General features: G+C 71.1%; 27 protein-coding genes. 17 read left to right on the top strand and 10 right to left on the bottom strand.

Translation table 11 applies throughout. From position 1 onward, the window contains the following. Nucleotides 1-71: 71 nt before the first annotated feature. On the top strand, nucleotides 72-434 hold the full coding sequence (locus tag HJG52_RS18030) for a sterol carrier family protein (protein ID WP_171245015.1): 363 nt from the start codon (nucleotides 72-74) through the stop codon (nucleotides 432-434). 75 nt (nucleotides 435-509) lie between these two features. On the opposite strand, the gene HJG52_RS18025 is transcribed toward HJG52_RS18030, so the two are convergent. Further along, entirely contained in the window at nucleotides 510-1,544 is a 1,035-nt protein-coding gene (locus HJG52_RS18025; RefSeq protein WP_346767830.1) for a Gfo/Idh/MocA family protein, read from the bottom strand. A 27-nt stretch (nucleotides 1,545-1,571) separates the two neighbouring features. Then, nucleotides 1,572-2,390, bottom strand: coding sequence for a spermidine synthase (locus HJG52_RS18020; RefSeq protein WP_346767829.1), 819 nt, complete (start codon nucleotides 2,388-2,390; stop codon nucleotides 1,572-1,574). A 21-nt stretch (nucleotides 2,391-2,411) separates the two neighbouring features. Between HJG52_RS18020 and HJG52_RS18015 the strand changes: the two genes are divergently transcribed. Next, nucleotides 2,412-3,275 (top strand): LLM class flavin-dependent oxidoreductase, encoded by an 864-nt coding sequence (locus HJG52_RS18015; RefSeq protein WP_171245014.1) that lies wholly within the window; start codon nucleotides 2,412-2,414, stop codon nucleotides 3,273-3,275. On the opposite strand, the gene HJG52_RS18010 is transcribed toward HJG52_RS18015, so the two are convergent. The 4 genes from HJG52_RS18010 to HJG52_RS17995 form a co-directional block, all read right to left on the bottom strand. After that, nucleotides 3,268-4,098, bottom strand: coding sequence for an anti-sigma factor (locus HJG52_RS18010; protein WP_171245013.1), 831 nt, complete (start codon nucleotides 4,096-4,098; stop codon nucleotides 3,268-3,270). The two genes, HJG52_RS18015 and HJG52_RS18010, sit on opposite strands and share 8 nt — an antisense overlap. Further along, nucleotides 4,095-4,697: a sigma-70 family RNA polymerase sigma factor gene (locus HJG52_RS18005; RefSeq protein WP_171245012.1), complete on the bottom strand. Its 603-nt coding sequence runs from the start codon at nucleotides 4,695-4,697 to the stop codon at nucleotides 4,095-4,097. The genes HJG52_RS18010 and HJG52_RS18005 overlap by 4 nt, the downstream gene beginning before the upstream one ends. 24 nt (nucleotides 4,698-4,721) lie before the next feature. Then, the gene (locus HJG52_RS18000) at nucleotides 4,722-5,369 is read right to left on the bottom strand and encodes a fasciclin domain-containing protein (protein ID WP_171245011.1); all 648 of its coding nucleotides are present in this window, start codon (nucleotides 5,367-5,369) and stop codon (nucleotides 4,722-4,724) included. Nucleotides 5,370-5,486: 117 nt separating this feature from the next. Next, nucleotides 5,487-7,091, bottom strand: coding sequence for a molybdopterin-dependent oxidoreductase (locus HJG52_RS17995; protein WP_171245010.1), 1,605 nt, complete (start codon nucleotides 7,089-7,091; stop codon nucleotides 5,487-5,489). A 79-nt stretch (nucleotides 7,092-7,170) separates the two neighbouring features. Between HJG52_RS17995 and HJG52_RS17990 the strand changes: the two genes are divergently transcribed. The 8 genes from HJG52_RS17990 (at nucleotide 7,171) to HJG52_RS17955 (ending at nucleotide 13,390) form a co-directional block, all read left to right on the top strand. Beyond that, nucleotides 7,171-7,401, top strand: coding sequence for a hypothetical protein (locus HJG52_RS17990; protein WP_171245009.1), 231 nt, complete (start codon nucleotides 7,171-7,173; stop codon nucleotides 7,399-7,401). Between the two features lie 36 nt (nucleotides 7,402-7,437). Further along, nucleotides 7,438-8,991, top strand: coding sequence for an amidophosphoribosyltransferase (purF, locus tag HJG52_RS17985; protein ID WP_171245008.1), 1,554 nt, complete (start codon nucleotides 7,438-7,440; stop codon nucleotides 8,989-8,991). A 127-nt stretch (nucleotides 8,992-9,118) separates the two neighbouring features. Then, complete coding sequence (locus tag HJG52_RS17980) at nucleotides 9,119-10,024, top strand: PDDEXK family nuclease (protein ID WP_171245007.1); 906 nt, start codon at nucleotides 9,119-9,121, stop codon at nucleotides 10,022-10,024. A 79-nt stretch (nucleotides 10,025-10,103) separates the two neighbouring features. Further along, nucleotides 10,104-11,219 carry a phosphoribosylformylglycinamidine cyclo-ligase gene (gene purM, locus HJG52_RS17975; RefSeq protein ID WP_171245006.1) on the top strand — a complete coding sequence of 372 codons (1,116 nt, stop codon included), beginning with the start codon at nucleotides 10,104-10,106 and terminating at the stop codon, nucleotides 11,217-11,219. Between the two features lie 23 nt (nucleotides 11,220-11,242). Further along, on the top strand, nucleotides 11,243-11,737 hold the full coding sequence (locus HJG52_RS17970) for a hypothetical protein (protein ID WP_171245005.1): 495 nt from the start codon (nucleotides 11,243-11,245) through the stop codon (nucleotides 11,735-11,737). A 157-nt stretch (nucleotides 11,738-11,894) separates the two neighbouring features. Next, nucleotides 11,895-12,353 carry a hypothetical protein gene (locus tag HJG52_RS17965; RefSeq protein WP_171245004.1) on the top strand — a complete coding sequence of 153 codons (459 nt, stop codon included), beginning with the start codon at nucleotides 11,895-11,897 and terminating at the stop codon, nucleotides 12,351-12,353. Nucleotides 12,354-12,428: 75 nt separating this feature from the next. Continuing rightward, nucleotides 12,429-12,848: a hypothetical protein gene (locus tag HJG52_RS17960; RefSeq protein WP_171245003.1), complete on the top strand. Its 420-nt coding sequence runs from the start codon at nucleotides 12,429-12,431 to the stop codon at nucleotides 12,846-12,848. A 32-nt stretch (nucleotides 12,849-12,880) separates the two neighbouring features. After that, nucleotides 12,881-13,390: a hypothetical protein gene (locus HJG52_RS17955; protein WP_171245002.1), complete on the top strand. Its 510-nt coding sequence runs from the start codon at nucleotides 12,881-12,883 to the stop codon at nucleotides 13,388-13,390. Nucleotides 13,391-13,505: 115 nt separating this feature from the next. Here HJG52_RS17955 and HJG52_RS17950 read toward each other — a convergent pair whose 3' ends face one another. The 4 genes from HJG52_RS17950 to HJG52_RS17935 all read right to left on the bottom strand — a co-directional run bounded on the left by HJG52_RS17950 (nucleotide 13,506) and on the right by HJG52_RS17935 (nucleotide 17,178). After that, complete coding sequence (locus HJG52_RS17950; protein ID WP_171245001.1) at nucleotides 13,506-14,072, bottom strand: isochorismatase family protein; 567 nt, start codon at nucleotides 14,070-14,072, stop codon at nucleotides 13,506-13,508. After that, on the bottom strand, nucleotides 14,069-15,532 hold the full coding sequence (locus HJG52_RS17945) for a purine-cytosine permease family protein (protein WP_171245000.1): 1,464 nt from the start codon (nucleotides 15,530-15,532) through the stop codon (nucleotides 14,069-14,071). The genes HJG52_RS17950 and HJG52_RS17945 overlap by 4 nt, the downstream gene beginning before the upstream one ends. 181 nt (nucleotides 15,533-15,713) lie before the next feature. Continuing rightward, nucleotides 15,714-15,911: a DUF3073 domain-containing protein gene (locus HJG52_RS17940; protein ID WP_171244999.1), complete on the bottom strand. Its 198-nt coding sequence runs from the start codon at nucleotides 15,909-15,911 to the stop codon at nucleotides 15,714-15,716. Between the two features lie 154 nt (nucleotides 15,912-16,065). After that, nucleotides 16,066-17,178: a Glu/Leu/Phe/Val dehydrogenase gene (locus tag HJG52_RS17935; RefSeq protein ID WP_171244998.1), complete on the bottom strand. Its 1,113-nt coding sequence runs from the start codon at nucleotides 17,176-17,178 to the stop codon at nucleotides 16,066-16,068. A 192-nt stretch (nucleotides 17,179-17,370) separates the two neighbouring features. Between HJG52_RS17935 and HJG52_RS17930 the strand changes: the two genes are divergently transcribed. From HJG52_RS17930 to HJG52_RS17900, 7 genes are all read left to right on the top strand, one after another. Next, entirely contained in the window at nucleotides 17,371-17,559 is a 189-nt protein-coding gene (locus HJG52_RS17930) for a BldC family transcriptional regulator (protein ID WP_171244997.1), read from the top strand. A 292-nt stretch (nucleotides 17,560-17,851) separates the two neighbouring features. Beyond that, nucleotides 17,852-18,241: a hypothetical protein gene (locus HJG52_RS17925; RefSeq protein WP_171244996.1), complete on the top strand. Its 390-nt coding sequence runs from the start codon at nucleotides 17,852-17,854 to the stop codon at nucleotides 18,239-18,241. 218 nt (nucleotides 18,242-18,459) lie between these two features. Further along, on the top strand, nucleotides 18,460-20,001 hold the full coding sequence (locus HJG52_RS17920) for an ABC transporter substrate-binding protein (protein ID WP_171244995.1): 1,542 nt from the start codon (nucleotides 18,460-18,462) through the stop codon (nucleotides 19,999-20,001). Between the two features lie 41 nt (nucleotides 20,002-20,042). Further along, nucleotides 20,043-20,975: an ABC transporter permease gene (locus HJG52_RS17915; RefSeq protein WP_346767828.1), complete on the top strand. Its 933-nt coding sequence runs from the start codon at nucleotides 20,043-20,045 to the stop codon at nucleotides 20,973-20,975. Continuing rightward, nucleotides 20,972-21,856, top strand: coding sequence for an ABC transporter permease subunit (locus tag HJG52_RS17910; RefSeq protein ID WP_206071086.1), 885 nt, complete (start codon nucleotides 20,972-20,974; stop codon nucleotides 21,854-21,856). Before HJG52_RS17915 ends, HJG52_RS17910 begins: the two co-directional genes overlap by 4 nt. Nucleotides 21,857-21,867: 11 nt before the next feature. Continuing rightward, nucleotides 21,868-23,070 (top strand): anhydro-N-acetylmuramic acid kinase, encoded by a 1,203-nt coding sequence (locus HJG52_RS17905; protein WP_240978192.1) that lies wholly within the window; start codon nucleotides 21,868-21,870, stop codon nucleotides 23,068-23,070. Beyond that, on the top strand, nucleotides 23,067-24,146 hold the full coding sequence (locus HJG52_RS17900) for a serine hydrolase (protein ID WP_171244992.1): 1,080 nt from the start codon (nucleotides 23,067-23,069) through the stop codon (nucleotides 24,144-24,146). Before HJG52_RS17905 ends, HJG52_RS17900 begins: the two co-directional genes overlap by 4 nt.

Raw genomic sequence — 24,146 nt, 5'->3', positions numbered from 1 at the left:
AGAACTACCCATTCGCGTGGCGGCGAGGGCTCAGGCGCGGACCCTGTCGGGGCCGCGCCTACGATGCGGGTATGCCGCCGCGTCGCCGAGTTCCCGTGTCATCGGGGCAGTCCGCGGTGTCGGTCTGGAAGGACTCAGGGGCTGACACGGCGCGGGCCGAGCTGGCCACGGCCGTGCGGTACGCGTTGGAGGAGCTCGCGATCCGGGCGCCGGGCCGCAGCGTCGAGGTGCGGGTCCCGCCGTTCGGTGCGGTGCAGTGCATCGAGGGGCCCACGCACACGCGCGGCACGCCGCCTGCGGTCGTGGAGACGGACGCGCAGACCTGGCTCGAGGTGGCGACCGGCGCGCTCGGGTGGGACGAGGCGTGGGAGTCCGGGCGCCTGCGGGTGAGTGGGCAGCGCGCCGACCTCACGGCATACCTGCCACTCGTCTGACCTCCAGGCCGAGGCAGTTTGCGACCGGCAACCGATCGTGCGTCAGCCGGAACGGCACGGTGGGCAGGGACGGCGTCACTCGCCGGGGTAACGCACCCCGATCTGCTGGCGCGCCGAGTCGAGGACCTCCATGATCGCGATCGTCTCGTCGAGCGGCATGAGCGGCGACTCGAGCTCGCCGGCGCTGATCCGTCGGGCGACCTCGACCGCCTCCTGGTGGAGGCCGTGCTCCTTCTCGGCGTCGTCGTACTCGTCGAGGACGGTGCCGTCGGGCGCCACCAGCTTGACGACCGCGCCGGGGCGGTAGAAATCCCCGGTGATGTCGATGCGGGCCTGGGTGCCGCAGATCGACGCGGTGGTCGGCGTCTTGGTCAGCATGGTCGCGGCGACATTGGCCAGTGCGCCCGAATCCGACTGCAGCACAAGGCCTTCCTGGCCGTCGACACCGGTTTCGGTGACCGTCCCGGCCGCCGTCACGGACGAGAAGGGGCCGATGGCAAAGGACGCGAACGAGACCGGGTAGATCCCGAGGTCGAGCAGGGCACCGCCGGCCAGGGCCGGGTCGGCGAGGCGCTGGGGCCCGTCGGGGAAGAGCCGCTGCCCGTGGTCGGCGAAGACCGTGTGCACCTCACCGAGCAGGCCGTCCTCCAGCGACTGCCGGACGACGTCGACATGCGGCAGGAACCGCGTCCACATGGCCTCCATCGCGAAAAGCCTTGAGGCGCGGGCAGTTTCGACCACGTCGCGCGCCTCGGCCGCGTTGCGGGTGAAGGCCTTCTCCACGAGAACGGGTTTGCCGGCACGCAGCGCCAGCAGCGCGTGCTCGTGGTGGGCGGAGTGCGGCGACGCGACGTAGACCACGTCGACGCTGGCGTCGTGGACCAGCTCCTCGTATGACCCGTGCACCGTCGGCACCGAGAAGTCGCCGGCGAACTCCCGCGCCCGCTCGAACGACCGCGACCCGACGGCCACCACCTGCTGGCCGGACCGCGCCTGCACGGGGCTGGCGAAGGACCGGGCGATGCCGCCCGGGGCGAGGACACCCCAGCGCAGCGGCGGCGCCTCGTGCGGGTCAGGGGTGCGGGGGCTGGGGAGCGTCAGGTCTGCCACGGCCTCATTCTGCTCGACGGGGCGCGGTCAGCGCAGCCGCCATCCATCGGGTGGCGTGGGCGGCGGTGGGCTCGCAGTCGCGTCGGCGTCGGTGAAGGGCTTTGCGCCGCCGAGCGCCCGGGCCGCCCCCTCCCCGCCGACCACGGTGCTGGGGAAGACGGTCGCAGCCACGGCGCGCGACAGGGCCTGCAGAGGAAGGGGTGCCGTGCTCCCCACCAGGACCAGGTTGCCGAACCGCCGACGCTTCCAGATGTCGGTCTGTGCGATGACCGCCGTGTGGGGCAGGTGCTCGCGCATGGCGGCGTGCAGCCGTGCCGCGTGCCGGTGGCCGACGTCGTCGGCGGTGTTCATGGCGTGCACTCCGCCCGGACGCAGCACGCGGGCCACCTCGGCGAACCACTCGACGCTGGTGAGGTCCGCGGGCACCTGGTTGCCCGCGAACGCGTCGACGACCATGGCGTCGGCGCTGTCCGCGCGCAGTGCGCCGACTCCCTCGCGGCCCGCCTGCGGTCGCACCCGGATGCGGTGGCCGCGGGGAAGGGGCAGCGCACGCCGCACCTGGTCGGTCAGGGCCGCATCGGGCTCGAACACGATCTGGGGCGAGCCCGGCCGGACGTGCTGTACGTAGCGGGGCAACGTCATGGCCGCTCCGCCCACGTGCGTGACCGCGAGGCGGCCGGCGGGAAGGCAGTCGAGGACGGCGGCCAGCAGCTGCACGTAGCCGAACACCAACAGCTCGGGGTCGTCGAGGCTGACGTAGCTCTGGGGGTAGCCGCCGATCTTCACGACGCTCCCACCGTGCTCGTCCTGCTCGAGCTCGAAGCCCTCCATACCCACCTTTCCCACCCCGCGGCATACCCTCACGACATGCGCGTCGGCATCGTCATCCTGCCCGAGGACTCGTGGACCCAGACCCGGGGGAGGTGGGTTGCCGCCGAGGAGATGGGGTTCGACCACGCCTGGACGTACGACCACCTCGTCTGGGGCGGGTTGCCGGACTCGCCGTGGTACGGCGCGCTGCCGGTGCTCGCCGCGGCGGCCGCAGTGACCGAGCGCATCGGCATCGGCACGTTCGTGAGCTCGCCCAACTACCGGCACCCCTATGTCTACTTCCGCGATCTCCTTGCGCTGCAAGACATTTCACAGGGGCGCATGCTGTGCGGGATCGGCACCGGCGGTGATCTTGACGCGCAGCTCCTCGGTGACGACCTGACCCTCAAGGAGCGCGTCGACCGGTTCCACGAGTTCGTCGAAGCCCTCGACCGGCTGGCCCACGAGGACCACGTCGACCTCGACGGCCCGAGATACCGCACCCGCGACGCCCGCACCCTCCCGGGCGACACCCGCCAGCCCGCGGTTCCGCTCGTGATCGCCGCCAACGGACCGCGCGTCCTGCGCCTGGCCGCTCGGCTCGGGCAGGGCTGGGTCACCTACGGCAAGGGCGGCGACACCCTGGAGGAGTGGTGGGGCGGGGTCGCCGACCTCAGCCGCCGGCTCGACGACGCCGAGGCGGCCGCCGGCCGCGACACACCCTTGGACCGCTACCTGTCGCTCGACGGATCCCCGCGGTACTCCCTGGAGTCCGCCGGCCTGTTCGAGGACATGGTGGGGCGCGCGGCCGAGCTCGGCTTCACCGACGTCGTCACGCACTGGCCGCGTGCCGAGGGCGTGTATGCCGGCCAGCAGGCCGTGCTCGACGACGTCGCCTCACGCCTCCCGCGACTCAGGTGAAGGCGAACAGGGCCACCGGGTTGCTGGTCGGCTGAGTCGAACCACCTGCCGGCTCGAGGGTAATGCCCGCGCCGGTCGCCGTCGTGGCATCGCCCTGGAGCATCACCGTGACGGTGTCGGAGTGGCCGTGCGGCATGAGGCCGGCGCTCACCATCGACCCGTCCGGTCGCTGCAGCCACAACTGGAAGTCCTTGCCGTCGGGCGCCGACGGCATGTTGTCGGCGATGAGCACGGCCTTGCCCAGTGAGGGGCTGCGCACGATCGTGGCGCGGGCGCCGTCGACGGTCTTCTCGAACCGCTGGGCGTCCTTGGCTGCCACGACCTGCTGGGTCGGGCTCAGCTGCTGGTCCTGGCCGGACCATGGGCTCCAGACCAGGCCACCGACGGCGATGGCCACCGCGGCGGCGGCCGCGGCCAGCCAGGTCGTGGGCTTGCGGCGCCAGCTGCTCAGCCGGACCACCGTGGCCTCGGAACCCTGTCGTCCCGTCGGCTCCGTCGTCGCGCCCGGGGCCGCCCCCGTTGTCGACCTCGGGGTCGGCTCCGGCGTGGGCTCGCTCCTCAGCTCGGACTCCGCCGCCGTCGGTCGGACCACCGGCGGCTCGGGACGAATCGTCGCGATGCCGGCCATGACCGAAGCCTTGAGGCTGGCCGGCGGTGCCTTCTCGGCCAGCAAGGAGAGGTCCCCGGTCACGGCCCGCAGGCTCGCGACCTCGGCGCGGCACTCCGCGCACTCGGCCAGGTGAAGCTCGAACGCCGCACGTTCGGGGTCGTCGACCGCGTCGACTGCGTAGGCGCCGACCAGACTGTGGATGTCGGCACTCATGACTGCACCCCCAAGGTGTCCCTCAACCGGATCAGCCCGTCACGGATCCGGGTCTTCGCTGTACCCAGCGGGATGTCGAGCAGCGAGGCCACCTCGGTGTGGGTGTACCCCCCGAAGTAGGCGAGCTCGACTGCCCCGCGTTGGGTGTCGGTGAGTGTGTTCATGGCGTTCCTGACGCGCCGTGCCTCGAGCCTGCGCTCGACGGCCTCAGAGGTCTCGTCGAACGCCCGCTCCTGGTTGCGCGAGCCGTAGACGTCCTCGCGGTCGGTGGCCGCCTGCGCCGAGCGGACCCGGTCGACGGCCTTGCGGTGGGCGATGGTGAGCATCCAGCTGACCGCGCTTCCCTGGGCGGGGTCGAACCGGGCGCTCGTGCGCCAGATGTCGAGCAGGGCCTCCTGGGCGACTTCCTCCGACTGCGCCGGGTCGCGGACCACCCTGAGGATGAGTCCGTAGATGCGCCCGGAGACGGCGTCGTAGAGCCGGCTGAACGCGCTCTCGTCACCGCGTGCACAGAGGCGGAGCAGCTCACCGAGGTCGGGGCTGCTCCCCGCCGGGGCAGCGCTCCCCCGGGCACCAGAACCCGGGGAAGCGCTCGCCATGGAGACCATCATCGTCTATTCGACTTACTTGGGGAGCAGGACGCCGTCGATGATGTAGACGGTGGCGTTGGCGGTCTGCACGTTGCCGCAGACCACGTTGGCCTCGCCGACCTTGAACGACTCGCCGGAACCGGTCACCGAGATGGTGGTGCCGGCCAGGGTCTTGTGGTCACCCGCGAGCTGCTCGGGGGTGAGCTTGCCCTCGACGACGTGGTTGGTCAGGACCTTGGTGAGCAGGCCCTTCGGGTCCTTCATCGCCGCGTCCATGGTGGCCTTCGGCACGGCCTTGAAGGCGTCGTTGGTCGGGGCGAAGACGGTGATGTCCTTGGCGCTGTTGAGCGTGTCGACCAGGCCGGCCTCCTTGACCGCGCCGACGAGCTGGGACAGCACGGGGTTGGCGCTGGCAGCGGTGGCGACCGGTGCGGTGGCCATGCCCTCGAAGGAACCGGCGCCCGTCTTCGGCACGGCCTCACAGGCGGCACCGAACGGCTTGCCCGCCATGTCGTCCGACGAGCTGCTGGACGACGACGAGGACGAGCTCGAGCTGCTCGACGACGAGCTGCTCGGCGACGAGGCGGCGTCGGTGCCGCTGTCCGAGCTGCCACACGCGGCGAGGCTGAGCGGGAGGGCGAGGGCGAGTGCAGCGATCGCGCTGCGTCGGGTGGTGCGCATGATGGTCACTCCTTGGTCGGGTTCGACTTACACCCGGCATTCGTGCCTGCGCGGCATACGGATTGGGTTGTCTTGCAAAGATTTTCGCGAGGTATGCCGCGGGGTCACCGAAGCGCGTCAGGAGACGATGACGACGATCGAGTGGTAACCGGACGCGCCCCCGGGGAAGGGGTCGGCGCGCTGTTCGGTCTGTACCTCGCCCTTGCCGTTGGTGGCTCGGACGGTGAGGTCGTGGCGGCCGGACCTGGCCTCCCACACCCAGCTCCACTGGCGCCAGTAGACGGTGCCGGCGTCGGGGCCGAGGGTGGCCTCCTGCCAGGGGCCGTCATCGACACGGACCTCGACCTTGCTGATGCCGTCGCCGCCCTGCGCCCACGCCACACCTCCGATGGGGATGCGGCCCGGCTTGTACGTCGCGAGGCCCATGGGGGTGTCGATCCGCGCCTGGGTCTTCACCCGGCCGTCGGTCACCCAGCCGCGCTTGGTCCAGTAGGCCTGCTCCGCGGCATACGTCGTGGCGGTCAGCTTGGTGAGCCACTTGGTGGCGCCGACGAACCCGTAGAGGCCGGGCGTCACCATCCGCACGGGGAAGCCGTGGCGCGCCGGCAGGGGCTGCCCGTCCATGGCGAAGGCCAGCAGCGCCTCCTTCTCGACGGAGGATGAGTCGGTGAGTGCCTGGATCGGGGTCGAGATCGTCATGCCGTCAACGGATTCCGACAGGATCTGGTCGGCGCCGGACTTCACCCCGGCCCGCTCGAGGACGTCGCGCATGCGCACGCCGAGCCACCGGGTGGAGGAGATGTAGGGGCCGCCGACCTCGTTGCTCACGCAGTTGAGGGTGATGTCGCGCTCGACGACCTCCATGGCCGTGAGCTCCTCGAAGGTCAGCGAGAACGGCTTGTCGACCATGCCGTCGACCTGAAGGCGCCACTTGCCGAGGTCCACGCGCGGGATCACCAGCGCCGTGTCGACCCGGTAGAAGTCCTTGGTGGGCGTGCGAAATGCACTGACCCCCTTGACCTTTCCCTCGATGCCGGTCGGCAGAGGGGGGATGGTCGAGGCCGGCTTCGGCAGCGCCACGTCGCTGGGCGAGGTTGCCGTGCCGCCGATGCGCTGCCCGAGTGCACCCACCGCGACCGCACCGACCGCGGTGCCGGCGGCACCGAGCACGAACGCGCGCCGTCCGGTCGCGCCGGCCTGACCGGGGGCGTATGCCGTGTGGTCGAGCGGGGACTCCGCCTTCGCCTCAGCGCCGGCTGCGGGAGCGGACTCGCTGTCCATCGCGAAGCGGCGCAGGAGGTGCAGCACCACCAAGCCGACGATGGCCGCGACGATGGCGGGCACCACGTCCTGCGGAAGCGCGGACGGCCGGAACGCCGCGGCGAGCCCGGCGAGCGCCGCCAGTGCGACGAGCAGCCCGTTGGCCAGCCCGGGGCGGCTGCGGGAGACGAGTCCGATCGCGGCGGCCGCCAGGGCCGTCACGAGCGCTACCGACCCCAGCAGCACCGGCTTGTCCGCCGTGCCGAGGGTCTGCACCGCCCACTCCTTGACCGGCGTGGGCGTGGCGTCGATGACGGTCGACCCGACGGCCAGTACGGGGGAGGCGGCGGGGTTGACGAACGCCGCGACCAGGTGACCGGCCGCCATCGCAGCAGCCGCGGCGAGAAGGCCGCTCACGGCATACCGCAGACGCACGGCAACGGTCGGCTGGGAGGCGCTCATACTTCCCATTCGTACTCGCCTGTGGTCACGGATGGGTGCCGATCGGTGGTCGGCCGCGGGGGCGGGTAGCGTGGCAGTCGTGAACCCCACCCGTCGTCGCCACCCCAACTTCATGGCCTTCATCGGCACGGGGGTGGTCATCGGGTTCATCGTCGGGTCGGCCGTCGCGTACTTCGTGCCGGGCAACACCACCCAGTTCGGCCGCGTCTACAGCGACACGACGTCGGTGATGTTCATGGGGATCGTCGGTGCGTTCCTCTTCGGGCTGCTCGCGGCCGTCCTCGCGGTGCTGCTCGACCGGCGCCGCTGAACCGACCGGCATGGCGCCTGTGGGACAATGAGTCACGTGGCACGCGGCGACGGACGGCTCACCCACGACCTCCTCCCCGGCGAGAAGGGCCCGCAGGACGCCTGCGGGGTCTTCGGCGTCTGGGCCCCAGGCGAGGAGGTCGCCAAGCTCACGTACTACGGCCTCTACGCCCTGCAGCACCGCGGGCAGGAGTCGGCCGGCATCGCCACGTCCGACGGCCGCTCGATCCTCGTCTACAAGGACATGGGGCTTGTGTCGCAGGTCTTCGACGAGCGCTCCCTGGCGTCGCTGCGCGGGCACGTCGCCGTCGGGCACTGCCGCTACTCGACGACCGGCGGGTCCACGTGGGAGAACGCCCAGCCCACGCTCGGTGGCCACGACCGCTCCACGGTTGCGTTGGCGCACAACGGAAACCTGACCAACTCCGCCGAGCTGCGCGACCTCGTCGACGCGGCCACGGCGACCGACGGCACCTGGCGCGGCAGCCAGCGCGGTGAGCTGGGCCGCGGCAACACCACCGACACCGCACTCGTCACGGCGCTGCTCGCGGCCGACCCCGACCGGTCGCTCGAGGCCGCCGCCCTCGACGTCCTGCCCCGCCTGCAGGGCGCGTTCTGCTTCGTCTTCATGGACGAGACGACGCTGTATGCCGCCCGCGACCCACACGGCATACGTCCCCTTGTCCTGGGCCGGCTCGAGCGCGGCTGGGTGGTCGCGTCCGAGACTGCCGCGCTCGACATCGTCGGCGCCTCGATGATCCGTGAGGTCGAACCCGGTGAGCTGATCGCCATCGACGAGGACGGCCTGCGCTCGCAGCGGTTCGCGGAGGCGACGCCCAAGGGCTGCGTGTTCGAGTACGTCTACCTCGCCCGCCCCGACACCACCATCAACGGCCGGGTCGTCCACGAGGCGCGCGTCGAGATGGGTCGCGCGCTCGCGCGAGAGCACCCGGTCGAAGCCGACCTCGTCATGCCGACGCCTGAGTCGGGCACGCCGGCCGCGATCGGCTACGCGCAGGAGTCCGGCATCCCCTACGGCCAGGGCCTGGTCAAGAACTCCTACGTCGGGCGCACCTTCATCGCGCCGTCGCAGACCATCCGCCAGCTCGGCATCCGGCTCAAGCTCAACCCGCTGCGCGAGGTCATCAAGGGCAAGCGCCTGGTCGTGGTCGACGACTCGATCGTGCGTGGCAACACCCAGCGGGCGCTCGTGCGGATGCTGCGCGAGGCCGGCGCCGCCGAGGTGCACGTGCGGATCTCCTCGCCGCCGGTGCGGTGGCCCTGCTTCTACGGCATCGACTTCGCGACCCGGGCCGAGCTCATTGCCACCGGCATCGGGGTCGACGAGGTCTGCACCTCGATCGGTGCCGACTCCCTCGGCTACATCAGCGAGGAGGGCATGGTCGCCGCCACCGAGCAGCCGCGCGACCGGCTGTGCACGGCGTGCTTCAGCGGGGTCTATCCCGTCGAGCTGCCCGACGAGTCGCGGCTGGGCAAGAACATCCTGGAGACCCTGCCGATCGACGTCGATGTCGACGGGGTGAGCCTGGGGGTCAGCGGCGGCGCGGCCGACGCCCTCACCCGTCCCTGACTCCTGCCCCCGGCCTGCCCCGCGATTCGAGGTAAAAACGCCGGGAATCACCGGCGTTTTTACCTCGAACCGCGGGGGCTGTGGATGACGCCGACGGTGTGTGCCACGTTTCCGGCAGGCTCGCCGGATGTCCCGACTCGCGCTGGCCGAGCTGCGCGACCACGCCCATGACGGTGTGCTCTCGCGGGCCGAGCTGCGCAGCCACGGATGGGATCGGGATGCCGTCGCTCGACAGGTGGCCGGCAACCAGTGGGCGGTGCACGGCGCCCAGACCGTGGCGTTGCACACGTGGCACCTGGGGGTCGAGGCCGCCCGATGGCGGGCGCTGTGGGAGGTGGGGACGAAGGTCGCGGCCCTCGACGGGGTGACCGCGCTGCAGGCCGCCGGGATGAGCGGCTTCGTGGACGACCAGGTCCACCTGTCAGTACCGCACACGGCGAAGGTCATCGCGCCGAGTGGCGTCGTGATCCACAAGGTGATCCGGCGCATCGAGGGGGAGGTGCTGGCGGCCGGGCTGCGGCGCACCCGCCCCGCTGTGGCGGCGGTCCGGGCCGCGCACTGGGCGGTGAGTGAGCGCCAGGCCGCCCTGCTGATGGTCATGCCCGTGCAACAACGGCTCACCACCGGTGCCGAACTGGTCAGGACGGTGCGGGCGATCCGAGGGCGCAACCGTCGCGCATTCCTGCGCCTGATCGCTCGCGACATCCACGACGGAGCGCAGAGCCTGGGTGAACTCGACTTCGCCGCCCTGTGCCGGGCCCGCAGCCTGCCCGAACCTTCGCGCCAGCACGTCCGTCGACTGCCGGGCGGCAAGGTCTACCTCGACGTGTACTGGGACGAGATCGGGCTGGTCATCGAGATCGACGGGTCCCAGCATCAGTGGGGCATGGCCGCGACCGACGACCAGTTTCGACAGAACGACCTCGTCATCAGCGGAGACCGGGTCCTGCGCATGACCCTCATGGGTCTGCGGCTCCACCCACTGCGGTTCATGGACCAGGTCTGCCGGGCTCACGCCCGTTTCAGCCGCTGATTCGAGGTAAACGCGCCGGTGATCCACGGCGTTTTTACCTCGAATCCGGTACCCGGATGGGCAGCACTAGGCTGGGCGCGTGACCGAGGGCCCCATCACGTATGCCGCCGCCGGAGTCGACGTCGAAGCCGGTGACAAGGCGGTCGAGCTGATGAAGGCCAGCGTCCGGCGGGCGACGCGTCCCGAGGTCCTCGGCGGGCTCGGCGGCTTCGCCGGCATGTTCGACGCCAGCGCGATCGCGCGGATGACCCGTCCGGTCCTCGCGACCTCCACCGACGGCGTCGGCACCAAGGTCGCCATCGCCCAGGCCCTCGACAAGCACGACACGATCGGGTTCGACCTCGTCGGCATGGTCGTCGACGACATCGTCGTGTGCGGGGCTGAGCCGCTGTTCATGACCGACTACATCGCCACGGGCAAGGTCGTGCCCGAGCGCATCGCCGCCATCGTCGGCGGCATCGCACGCGCCTGCGAGCAAGCCCGAGTGGCCCTCGTCGGCGGCGAGACGGCCGAGCACCCCGGCCTCCTCGAGCCGGACGAGTACGACGTCGCCGGCGCCGCCACCGGTGTCGTCGAGTATGCCGACGTGCTCGGCCCCGACCGCGTCCGTCCCGGTGACGTCGTGCTGGCACTGGCGTCGAGCGGCATACACAGCAACGGATATTCGTTGGTGCGCAAGGTGATCCAGTCCGCCGGCTGGGAGCTCGACCGGCACGTCGAGGAGTTCGGCCAGACCCTCGGCGAGGAGCTGCTCACCCCGACGCGTGTCTACTCCGCCGACCTGCTCGACCTCATCCGCACCGACGGCATCGACGTCCACGCCCTCTCGCACGTCACCGGCGGCGGCCTCGTCGCCAACCTCGCGCGTGTCCTCCCACCCACCGTCTTCGCCCGGCTCGACCGCTCCACGTGGACCCCGCCCGCGGTGTTCTCGACCATCGGCAGCCTCGGCCAGGTGCCCCGCGGCGACCTCGAGCGCACCCTCAACATGGGCGTCGGGTTCGTCGCCATGCTGCCGGCCGACCAGGCCGACGCCGCCACCCGCGAGCTGGAGGCACGCGGCATACCTGCCTGGGTGATGGGCGAGGTCCACGCGGCCGAGGATGCACCCGTCGACGACGCCCACGAGGTTGTCCGCGGCGCCAAGGGTGTCGAGGGCGGTGCGGTCCAGCTCGTGGGGGACTACCCCGGCTGAGCACCCGGCGCTAGCGTCGTCGGGTGGCCGAGCAGGTCGGCGACGTCGTCGAGGACCAGTCGGTGCGCCAGTACCGTTTTCTGTTGCGCACCATGCCTCTCGACGCCCTCGAGGAGGCGCACGTCGAGGCGTTGTCGGGGATGGCGCGCTCGCGTCGCTCGATCATCCTGCGCGCGATCCAGCATGGCCTTGTCGCCGGGCTGCGGCTCGACCCGGACGCCGTGCGCGCGATGGCCCACCTCCTTGCGCTCGGCGAGCGGCGCCGGCCGGGCGACTTCCTCGCCGCCTGCCCGCTCCCGGTGCTCGTGCAGCTCGCCGAGTCGGTCATCGTCGCCGAGGCGTCGTTCGGACGGTTCGGCGGGTATGCCGCGTGGGACGGCTCGGAGCCCGAGGTCGACGTGGGCGTGGACGAGTCGCCGTATGCCGAGCCGTGGCACGTGGCGGTGGACGTGCACGTGAGCTACCTGGACATGAACGGGGGCCCCAGCAGCCCCGACTCCTTCGGCGGGCGTCGCTGACCGACGCGGTGGCGGGCCGGTGACCAGCCCAGTGACTGGCTGGGTGACTGGCCCAGTGACTGGCCCGGTGTGACCATGGCCGGCTCATGCCGATGACGCACCGCGACAACGACGTTCGGGCGATCCTGCGGCGCGCGGCCGGTCCCACCCTTGGTCCATGGCACTTGGCTTCAGGCGGCACCGCCCCAGCGAGCAGGACGCGGCACCCACCGCCGAATCGCCCCAGGTCCGCGACTACCGCGTGCTGCTCCTGCAGGCACCGGCGACGCAGCTCGAGCTCGCCCACGAGCGCGCGCTCGCCCTGCTCGACCCGCTCACCCGGGCCTCGATCCTGCGCACTGCGCAGTCGAGGCTGCTCACCGGGTCCGGCCTCACCGTGGACGAGGTGGCGCCGCTGGCCCGGATGCTCGTGGCGGGGGAGAAGCAGGACCCGGGTGTGGTCCTCGCGGGGCTGACGGAGGGCGCGCTGGACCGGTTGGCCGGGGCCGTGCTGTCGCTCCAGCCGCAGGCGACCGCCGAGGCGCACCCGGACGCTCAGCCGGACGCGCAGACGCCCGCCCCGCACCGGGATGCCGAGCCGACGCCGCTCGCGAGCACCTCCGCTTCCCGCCAATGACGCGTGCCCATCGTGCCGATGACCTAGGTGCAAGTACTGATGTGCCCGGCCCGCCAGTCGGCGCAGGGTGGATTTGTGGGGATTCGCGACTGGCTGCCAGGCCACCCAACCGACGAGCACCCGGAGCCGGCCGTGCCGGCCCCGGCCTCGCAGGTGCGCGAGTACCGCGAGCTGCTCCGCACCCTGCCGCCCCAGCTGCTCGTCGAGCTGCACCGGCGGGCGCTGCTGGCTGTTGACCCGCTGACGCGGCTGTCGATCCTTCGCTCGGCGCAGCACCTGCTGCCCGTCGGCTCACGCCTGACCCTCGATGAGGTGCCGGAGCTCGCGCGGCTGCTGGTGGTCGGCGAGGCCGCCAACCCCGGGGTCTTCCTCGTCGGGCTCGACGACGTCGCGCTCGAACGCCTCTCGCGGCTGGTGCTGATGCTGCACCAGGCCGATGGTGCGGAGGCATCCCCGCTGCCGAACCAGCCACCACCAGGCTCCCCGAACCAGTGACCAGCGGGGGGCCAACGGCGCTAGCCTGCCCCATGAGCACTCAGCAGCCGGGGTCGTCGGGCGTCGAGGCGACCGAGGACCAAGGGGTCCGCCAGTACCGCTACCTCCTCGCCACCGCACCTCTGGACGCCCTTGTGGCAGCCCACGAGGAAGCCCTCGCCGCTCTCACCCCTGACCGGCGCGCGGCGGTCCTCGATGCCGTGCAGCGTGGTCTCGTCGCCGGCCAGCGTCTGGCTCCGGACGACCTCCCCGCGGTCAGCCGCCTGCTCGTCCGCGGCGAGAAGCGCTCACCCGGCGACTTCCGACGCGCCTGCGACCCGACCACGCTGGTCGCCCTCGCCGGTGCCGTGGTCGCCTCCGAGGCTGCGTTCGGCCTGTTCGGCGGGTATGCCGCGTGGGACGGCGAGGACGCCACCCCCACCGACGCGGGCGTGGACCACGGCGGCGAGCCCGGCAACGCCAGCGACCCCGCGGGAGCGGCTTGGGCGCTCGCACACAGCCACACCATGTCCCAGCAGCCGTGGGGCGGCGGCGGCTTCTGACCCTCCCGTCACCTCCGGCCACCCCGGCAAAACGGGGGTTGCGTGCGCAAAACGGGGCTCAGGAACACCCGTTTCAGGTCAGCAACCCCCGGTTTGCGGGAGGCGCGGTGGTGGGTCAGGGGCCGGCGAGGACCTCCTCGGTCGTGGTCAGGGTGACCAGCGGGCCGTAGAGGGACATGACGTCGAGCGCCTTGCGGTGGTTGTCGTCGCTGGAGCCGGCGCAGGCGTCGGTCACGACCCGGATCGACGCGCCCGCGTCCGCGGCGGCCAGCACGGTCGAGATGACGCAGCAGTCGGTGGCGACCCCGGCGACGACCAGCGACGGCTGCTCCCCGACCACGGCCCGCAGCTGAGGCACCCACTTGCCGAAGGTCGGCGCCTCCACGGTTGCTGCCTCCGTCGCCACCGCGGCCACCTCGTCGGTCAGCTCGTAGAGCGGCGCGTCCGACGGCTGCAGCGCCCACGGGTAGCCCTCGTAATAGGCGACCCACGCCCCGGTCGGCTCCGCTGGCGCCACGAACCGCGTGAACACACTGCGGTCACCGAAGCGCTCGGCGAGGCGCACGGCGTTGGCCGCCGCCGCGGCATACCGAGGGGCGGTCCACTCACTCGTGGGGTCGCCGAACACGCGCTGGAGGTCGATCGCGAGCAGCCAGGGGCCGCCGCCGGCGCCGTCGCTCACGCGGCCTCCTCCTGGCGCCGCACCGTGCCCCGGCGCAGCACGAGGGTGCCGACGAGCCCGATCACCAGGGCCAGCAGGACGCCGAGGTTGGCGTAGGCCCAGCTGCCGTCCTTGCCGCCCAGGCCGAGCGGCCCGAGCAGGTAGCCCTGCCAGTTGTTCCACGACGCCGCGTCGGCGAACAGGTTGATGACCAGGCCCCAGCCGACGACCGAGGCGAGCACCATCAGGCCGATCGACACCCAGTCCCACGACCCGTAGCGCCCGCGGACGTCGAACAGCGCCTCCTCGTCGTAGTCCCGCCGGCGCAGCCAGATGTCGCCGATCATGATGCCGGCCCACGCGGCGAGGGGGACGCCGAGGGTGATGAGGAAGGACTGGAACGGCCCGAGGAAGTCCTGTGCGAAGAACACCACCCAGATCGTCCCGATGGTGAGGATCACGCCGTCGATGAAGGCCGCGCTGGGCCGCGGGATCCGCACGCCCAGCGACAGCAGCGTGAGGCCGGAGGAGTAGATGCCGAGGACCGCGCCGCTGACCAGCGCGAGGATCGCGGCGATGAGGAACGGCACCAGCACCCAGGTCGGCAGGATGGTGGCGAGGGTGCCGACCGGGTCGGCGGAGATGCCGTCCATGAGCTTCTTGTCCGACCCGGCGAGCAGCAGCCCGTAGAGCACGAGGATGACCGGCGCGATGGCGCCGCCGATGGTGTTCCACCAGACGATCGAGGCGCCCGATGCGTCCCGGCGCTGGTAGCGCGACCAGTCGGCGGCGATGTTGATCCAGCCGAGCCCGAACCCGGTCATCACCAGCACCAGCGCGCCGATGACCTGCTGCGTCGACCCCGACGGCAGCGCCGTCACGGCGGACCACTTGACGTGCGAGAAGGTCATCGCGATGTAGAGCACGGTGACGACGCCGGTGATCCAGGTCAGCCACGACTGCAGCCGCATGATGACGTGGTAGCCAGCCACCGACGCCACGACGATCAGTGCCGCCGTCACCAGGGCCGCGACGATCTTGGTGCCGGTGCCGCCGCCCCACCCGAGCTCGCGGAAGATCGTCGCCGTCGCGAGGGTCGCGGTGATCGCGAGGAACGTCTCCCAGCCGATCGAGGTCAGCCACGAGATCACGCCGGGCACCTTCTGCCCGCTCACCCCGAACGCCGCGCGCGAGAGCACCATCGTCGGCGCCGAGCCGCGCTTGCCGGCGATCGCGATGATCCCGCACAGCAGGAACGACACGGTGATGCCGACGACCGACACCAGCACGCCCTGCCAGAAGGAGATGCCGAACTGCAGCGCGAACGCCGCATAGCTGATGCCAAAGACCGAGATGTTGGCCGCGAACCACGGCCAGAACAGGTCCGAGGGCTTGGCCGTGCGGGCCGACTCCTCGATGATCTCGATGCCGGTGGTCTCCACCCCGAGCCGCTGGGTCTCGGCACGCGTCTGTGTGGTCATGGCGCGAGCGTAGACCCGCGCGAGCACGGCGCCGCGGAGGTGGGCGCGTCGGCGGACGAGGCGACGTCAGCGCACACGGCGCGCACGCGGCATACCACCATCGCGGTATGCCGCGTGCGTGCGTCGTGCGACACGGGCACCTGGCCCGTGCATGAGGGTGACTGCGGTCAGTGCCTGGCGGTCATCGCTGACCCGAGGCCCACTTCCCGTAGTCGTCGTACTCATCCTCGCCGTCACCGTCGTCGGAGGCTCGCTCCGGCTCGGTGTACGAGGATCCGTGCAGTTCTCGCTCAAGCGCGCTCAAGTCGGTGTTCGGGGAGAAGTACTTCAGCTCCCGAGCGACCTTGGTCTGCTTGGCCTTGGCCCGGCCGCGCCCCATGGCGTGACCCCCTCATGCGTCTGCCGGGACGGCATCGCCTGGTCGAGTCACCGTGCTGGCAACTCGGCTCCACGGAGCGGTCCCGGGAAATGTGTATGTGTCGTGGGTCCAACGCTACATGAGTCCCGCAAATTCTGTGAGCGAGACTCGCGTCTCACTGGGCGGGCAGCCAGATGCCGTCGCGCCCGGCGGCGTCCATCCGCTCCTCGGCGATGTGGTCGGCCGCGGCGGCCGGGGTGATGCCCCGTGCCTGCGCCGTCTCGAGCACCTCGAGGGTGTGGTCGAAGATCGCCGTGGCGCCCTTGGTGGCCCGCTCCATGTCGAAGCCGTGGAGCTCGTCGCTCACCTGGATCACGCCACCGGCGTTGACGAGGAAGTCGGGGGCGTAGGTGATGCCGCGCGCCGCGAGCTGGTCGGCGGTCCCGCCCTCGCCCTCGGTGACCAGCTGGTTGTTGGCACCACCGCAGACGATGGTGGCCTTGAGGGCCGCGACGGTGGCGTCGTCGAGCGCACCGCCGAGCGCGCACGGTGCGTAGACGTCGATGTCGGAGGCGACGAGCGTGGCCGTGTCGTCGACGACCTCGATCTCCGGGTGGGCCGCCTTGAGCGCCGCGACCGCCTGCTGGTTGACGTCGGTGACGACGACACGGGCGCCGTCCTCGAGCAGGTGACCGGTGAGGATGCGGCCGACCTTGCCGACGCCGGAGATGCCGACCGTGCGCCCCTTGAGCGTGGGCTCGCCCCAGACGTGCTGGGCGCAGGCCCGCTGCCCCTGGAAGACGCCGTATGCCGTGAGGACGGACGAGTCGCCGGCGCCGCCCTTCTCGGGGGAGCGGCCGGTGGCGAACCGGGTGGTCTCGGCGACCACGTCCATGTCGGGGACGTAGGTGCCCACGTCGCAGGCGGTGACGTAGCGGCCGTTCAGGCTCTCGACGAACCGGCCGTAGGCGCGCAGCAGCTCGGGCGTCTTGTCCGTGTTCGGGTCGCCGATGATGACCGCCTTGCCACCGCCGAGGGCGAGACCGGCGACGGCGTTCTTGTACGCCATGCCGCGCGAGAGCCGCAGCACGTCCGCCAGGGCTGCCTCGTCGCTCTCGTAGGGGTAGAACCGGGTGCCGCCGAGCGCCGGACCGAGCTTGGTGTTGTAGATGCCGATGATGGCGCGCAGACCGGTGGCCGGGTCGTTGCAGAAGACCACCTGCTCGTGGGTGGCCGTCGAGGTGGCGGGGCTGGGGCCGGCATGACCGGCGGGCGCGGGAGCGGTCACGGTGGTGACTCCTTGGCTCGGTGGGGCGGACGGTGGGCGCGGATCGCGCGCCCGAGCCAAGAGTAGGACGGCCACGACCGGGCCGGGTGACTAGTCACTTCGGGCCATACGGGATGACCCGTTCGCATTGTTCCCCTTGGGGCGCCGTTGTCCGATTATGGAAACACGTCCCCATCAGTAGGAGATTTGCACATGGTTACTCGTCCCACCGAGGTCGAGAAGCTGCTGACGCCGGCCGAGGTCGCGTCGCTCTTCCGAGTCGACCCGAAGACCGTCACGCGCTGGGCAAAGGCGGGCAAGCTCAACTCCATCCGCACGCTCGGCGGTCACCGCCGCTACCGCGAGGCCGAGGTCCGGGCGCTTCTCTCGAACGTCCTGTAGGTCATCGCCGTCGCGTCTCCAGGGGACATGGGGCGCGGCGCACGGTGACCCGCCGCGGGCGCCGGCCACGCGGCATACCGAGCAGGTCTCGATGCCTCGCGCTGCTTCCGCGACGCGCTCTGGCGCGCACCGCCTCGGGCTGCCCCCGGGTCCGGGCCCGGCGGTAAGGGTGAGGCGGGCGTGGGCCGAACGGTCGAGGCAACGTTCAAGCCTTGGCAAAGTGGAGTGCACGGGCTGGTAGGAACGCGGTTCCATCGCTACGTACGTTACGCACGTGACACCAGGAGCCCTCGTGACCAACAGCCTCGGCATCTTCGTCGGCGAGCAGCTGCGGCTGCTCGGCTGGACCCGTGCCACCCTGCGCGAGCGCACGGGGATCGACGAGTGGACGCTCGAGGCGATCCTCGAGGCGCCCGTGCTGCCGGAGTGGCCGGAGCCGCACGTCATGCTCGCGATCGCCGGGGCGCTCGGCCTGCCGGTGCGTGAGATCGTCCTGCAGGCCGCGCAGGGCTCGGGCCTCAGCGTGCTCACCCCGCTCAACCCCACCGAGACGCTGATGCTGGCCTCGAGCGAGGAGCTCATGGCCGAGGTGCGTCGCCGGCTCGCGCTGGGTGCGCGGACGGGGCAGTACCTGTCGAGCGTCGCGGGCTCCTACGACGAGCTGGACACCCCCTCCGCCTGAGACCCGGTCTCACCCGGCGCGCTTTTGGTGCGCGCGGCGCCTTCGTCGCGCTAGGCGCCCTTAGCGCCCTTGGCGCGCTCCCGCGCGTCACGATGCGGGAACTTCTTTACGAGGCATAGCCTTCGGGCGAAACAAAGTGACAGAGTGACGGTCGGCGCCCCGCGCCGTGGTCTCTCGTCACCCGCTTCGCCCCCGGAGGAGTCCTCATGGTCCGTCGTATGCCGGCCGGTCCCACCCGCGCCGTCCTCGCCACTGCCGTCGTGGGGGCGTTGGCCCTCGCCGGGTGCTCGGGAGGGTCCGGCGGCTCGGGGTCCGGTGGTGGTGAGGGCAAGGACCGGCTGGTCTTCGGCATCACGGCCGACCCGACCCAGACGATCCCGTGGCTGTCGACGTCGACCCAGTCGATCCAGGTGCTGAGCCAGGTCTACTCGACGCTGCTCAACTCGGGGGACAACCTCGAGACCGTCGCCGGGCTCGCCGACCTGCCGGAGGTCTCCGAGGACGGGCTGACGTACACCTTCAAGCTCAAGGACGGCGTGAAGTTCGCCAACGGCTCGGCGCTGGACTCCACCGACGTGAAGTACACCTTCGACACGATCATGAACCCCGAGACCAAGGCGACGTCGGCCTCGTACTTCGCCTCGGTGGCCTCGGTCGATGCACCCGACCCGAAGACGGTCGTCGTCAAGCTCAAGTCGCCGGACGCGTCGTTCACCACGGCGCTGGCCAACGTCAACACCTCGATCGTGCCGTCCGACGTGCCGGTCGAGAGCCTCACGACGACGCCGGTCGGGTCCGGCCCCTACGTGTGGGACACCCGCACGCCGAACCAGTCGATCACCCTGAAGGTGAACCCCGACTACTACCAGGGGCGGCCGGGGTACCAGTCGCTGCAGTTCCGGATCCTGGGTGACGAGAAGGCCATGGTGTCGGCGCTGCAGTCAGGTGCGGTCGACATGGCGATCTTCGACAACCCGGTCACGGCGAAGACCGCGACCAGCGGCAAGGTGAAAGTCACTCCGGTCGACCAGCTGAGCTACCACGTGCTCCAGCTCCGGGCGGACGCACCGGCGCTCAAGGACGTCAACGTGCGGTTGGCCATCCAGTGCGCCATCGACCGCAAGCAGGTGCTCGACACCGCCGCCCTCGGCGCAGGTGAGGTCACCGGCCCGATCACGTCCCCGGCATACAAGTCGAACCCTGACGCACGGCCGTGCCCCACGCGCGATGTCGCGAAGGCCAAGGACTACCTCGCGAAGGCAGGCAAGTCCGGCGGCGTCTCGATCAACCTCATCACCTCCCAGGGCCTCTACTCGACTGCGGTCAACGAGGCGCAGAACATCCAGGCCCAGCTGAAGGAGGCCGGGATCGACGTCAAGCTCGAGACGCTCGACAGCGACGGCTACGTGCAGCGGTGGCTGAAGGGCGACTTCGACTCGGCGATCGCGCTCAACGGGGGCAGCACCGACCCGAACACGATGTACGCCAGGTACTTCACGTCGAAGGGGTCGTTCAACAAGGTCGCGGGGTACCGGTCGGACGCGCTGGACAAGCTGTTCGCCGACGGCATCGCGACGCGTGACGAGAACGCGCGCAAGGTCATCTACACGCAGGTGAGCAAGGAGCTCGAGGACAACGCGGTGTGGATCTGGACCTACACCGGCAAGCTCTTCGTGGCGACGAGCACCGGCACCAGCGGTTTCAAGGCTCGCACCGGCGCCGACCTGGGCACGCTCTGGAAGGCCGCGCCGGCCAAGTGACGGCTCTCCTTTCCTTGTGGCGCAACACTTTTGTGCGCCGCGTGCTCGAGGCCGCGCTGACGCTGGTCGGCGTCTCGGTGCTGACGTTTGCGGTGTTGCGAGTACTGCCGGGCGACCAGATCACGGCGAGCTACGGCATCGAGGCGGGTGCGCTGTCGCCTGACCAGCTGGCGTCGCTGCGGGCGTACTACGGCATCGACCGGCCGTTGGTGGCGCAGTACTTCTCATGGCTGGGTGGTGTGCTGACCGGGAACCTCGGGGTCGCGACGCAGAGCCAGCAGGACGTGCTGGACATGACTCTGCGGGCGCTGCCGATCACGATGGAGCTCGCGGTCCTGTCGATCGTGGTCGCTCTGCTGCTCGGGGTGCCGGGTGGTCTGTTGGCCGCGTCGCGTGCAGGAGCGTTGCGCGACAACGGATCCCAGCTGCTCAGCCTGCTTGCGCTGTCGGTGCCGACCTTCCTCGTGGCGACCGCGCTGTCGAGCTGGCTGGCCAACCGGTTCGGCTACAACCCCAACGGCGAGGAGTTCGCGACGCTGCTCCGGGACCCGGCGCTCAACCTGCAACAGATGGCACTGCCGGCCCTGACGCTGGGGGTGAGCATCGCCGCACCGGTCTTCCAGACGACACGGGCGTCCGTGCTGGCGATCCGCGACGAGGACTACATCCGCACCGCCCGGGCCAAGGGCGTGCCACCTCGGCGGCTCCAGGCCAGGCACGTGCTGCGCAACGCGCTCATCCCGGTCGTGACGATCAGCGGGCTGCAGTTCGGCTTTCTCCTGGGTGGGGCGGTGGTGATCGAGCAGATCTTCTCGATCCCGGGGATCGGCCGGCAGGTGCTGCTGGGCATGACGCAGAAGGAGTATGCCGTCGTGCAGAGCACCGTCCTGGTCATCGCCGTGCTCTTCGTCCTCGTCAACCTGCTCACTGATGTGGTGTACCGGCTCGTCGACCCGCAGGCGAGGGCGCAGTGAGCGCCACGACGACCGCGGTCGGGGTGCCGGCGCGGGCTCCGCGGGGCGGTGCGCTGCGCGCTGCGCTGCTGCGGCCGGCCGGTGTGGTGGGCCTGCTGCTCGGTGCGGTCGTGCTGGTGCTCGCGGTCATGGGCATCTTCGGGCTCACGCCGTACGACCCGGCCAAGCAGGACGTCACTCAGTCGCTGGTGGGGCCGTCGGGCCAGCACTGGTTCGGCACCGACCAGTTCGGCCGCGACGTGTTCTCGCGGGTGTGCTCGGGGCTGGCGAACTCGCTGCGGATCGCCGTGGTGTCGGTGGGGATCTCTGGAGTGCTCGGCATCCTCATCGGCGTCCTGGCCGGCTACTACGGCGGCTGGGTCGACCGGGTCGTGGGAGTGCTGACCAACGTGCTGTTCGCCTTCCCGTCGCTGCTCCTGGCGCTGGCGCTCGCGGCCACCCTCGACCGCAGCTGGGTCACGGTGAGCATCGCGATTGCGACCGTTTACCTGCCGATCTTCGCGCGCGTCGCCCGCGCGCCGGTCCTGCGGCTGCGCCACGTCGACTATGTGACGGCGTCGACGGCGATCGGGCGGCCGCGGCTTTCCACGCTCTTCGCCCACGTGGTGCCGAACATGTGGGGCATCCTGCTGGTCCAGGTCACGCTCTCGCTGTCGTGGTCGATCCTCACCGAGGCGGCGCTGAGCTTCCTGGGGTTCGGCACCCCACCGCCGGCGGCCTCGCTGGGCGGCATGGTGTACGACGCGCAGACGATCTCGGCTGTCGCCCCGTGGATGCTGGCCTTCCCTGGCCTGGCCATCGTCGTCTTCGTGGTCGGCCTCAACCTGCTGGGTGACGCCCTGCGTTCGACGCTCGACCCGCGTTCTGGGGGCCGGCGATGAGGGTCCTCGGCATGATCTCCGGCACCTCCCACGACGGTATCGACGTCGCCATCTGCGACTTCACGTCGCGCGGCGGCGAGCTCGCCGTGACCGTCGAGCACGTGGGTTCGACCGGGTATGCCGCGTCGTTGCGTTCCGAGCTCGTGGCGGCGCTGCCGCCCGCCGCCGTCTCTTTGGGGGACGTGACCCGATTGGACACGCTGATCGGTCAGGCGTTCGCCGATGCGGCGGCGGCTGCTCTCGCGGCGCACCGGGCACGCGGGGGCGGACCCGTCGACGCGATCTGCTCACACGGCCAGACCGTCTACCACTGGGTGGACGAGGGGCGCGCGCTCGGGACGCTCCAGCTGGGGCAGCCCGCGTGGATCGTCGAGCGCACCGGGCTGCCGGTGGTGTCGGACGTGCGCGCCGCCGACCTCGCCGCGGGTGGGCAGGGGGCGCCCCTCGTGTGCCTGCTCGACCAGCTGGTGCTCGCGCCGCTCGTATCCGCCTCACCCGGCCCGGTGGCGGCGCTCAACCTCGGCGGCATCGCCAACCTCACGGTCTGCCGACCGGGTGCGGATCCCTACGCCTTCGACATCGGCCCGGCCAACGCGCTCGTCGACGCCGTCGTGGCGGCCGACCCCTCGACCCAGGCGACGTTCGACGAGGGTGGGGCGCTCGGTGCCGCCGGTTCCGTCGTGCCGGGCCTGCTCGACGTCCTGCTGGCCGAGCCCTACTACCGGCAGGACCCGCCGAAGAGCACGGGCAAGGAGCTGTTTCACCTCGAGTACGTGCGTGACGCCATCATCCGCTGGGGCGGGCGTGCGTCCCTGCCGGACCTCGTCGCCACCCTGGCCGAGCTGACGGCGCAAACGGTGGCCGACGCGGTCCTGTCGTCGGGAGTCTCGCGGGTGCTGGCCTCGGGCGGGGGCGTGCGCAATCCCGTTCTCCTGCAATCAATCCAGGACGCCTTGGACGACGCGACCGACGGGGCCGTGGAGGTGGGGACGACCGCTGACGTCGGCCTTGACCCGGACTGCAAGGAGGCCATCGCCTTCGCCCTCATCGGGTGGTGCACCCTGCACGGCCTGCCGGGCAACGTGCCGAGCTGCACGGGTGCTTCCGGTCCGCGCGTGCTGGGTCGACTCTCGCCGTCACCGTCCGGTCTTCTGCCTCTCGGCCAAGCCGACCCACCCACCAGCATCGTCATGGTTGACGGGGCCCCGCGGTGAACCTCCACCTCGCGCCCGTCGCCGAAACCCTTGTCGGGCTGGGTGATCCGGGCAGCCATCCCGCCGGTGCCGTGGTCGGCGTACGGGTGGGCGGCGAGTCGTCGGTGGCCGCCGCCGGGTGGGCCCTGCTGCCGGGTGAGCAGTCACCGGGTCGGCCGATGACCGATAGCGCCCTGCTGGACGTCGCGTCGGTCACCAAGATCGCGTCGACGACGGCGGTGGCCATGCGGCTGGTGGCCGCTGGTGACCTCGACCTCGACGCACCGGTGCGCGGCGACGAAGTGACGTCGCGCCACCTGCTCGCGCACACCTCGGGTATGCCGCCCTGGTCGCCCTTGTATTGCGCCACCACCGAGCGCGCCGATGCGCTCAAGCGTGCCGCAACTGTTGACCTCGTCGCCGAGCCGGGGACGGTGTGGTCGTACTCCGACCTCGGCATGATCACACTAGGTGGAGTGCTGGAATCCGTTGTGGGACAACGGCAGGACGAACTCTTCACCCGCCTGGTGGCACGTCCGCTGGGACTGGACTCCGCGGCATACGGGCCGGTGGACGAGAGCCGCGCCGCGGCGAGCTCCGACGGTGACGCCATCGAGCGCGAGATGGTGCGCACGGGGGAGCCCTATGAGACGCCGTTCACCGTCGACGACTTCGGCGGCTGGCGCACCGAGCCGACCGTTGGTGTCGCCAACGACGGCAACGCCACGCACGCGCTCGGGGGAGTCGCCGGTCACGCGGGGCTCTTCGCGTCGGTGCCCGACCTGTTGCGGCTCGGGGCCTGGCTGACCGACCGCCGTGTCCACGGTGACGTGCTCGACCACTTCACGAGGCCGCTCGACGTCGCGCCCGATCGCGCGCTGGGGTTCCGGCTCGCGACGTGGCGGGTCGGTGGTGAGGACGTGCCGATGGCGATGCACCCGGGGTTCACGGGGACGGTGCTGGCCAGCGCGCTCGACCGCGACCTCGTCGTGGCCGTCGCGGCGACCAGGCTGCACGGCACGACCACTCCTGTGCCGGTCGACGAGATCATCCGCGTGGCACTGGCCGGTGTCGCGCGAGCCATCGAGGAGGGGTAG

Source organism: Knoellia koreensis (assembly GCF_013041615.1).
Lineage (GTDB): Bacteria > Actinomycetota > Actinomycetes > Actinomycetales > Dermatophilaceae > Pedococcus > Pedococcus koreensis.
Note: the sequence above shows the minus strand (reverse complement) of the source record. Positions and strands in the feature narration are given on the sequence as shown.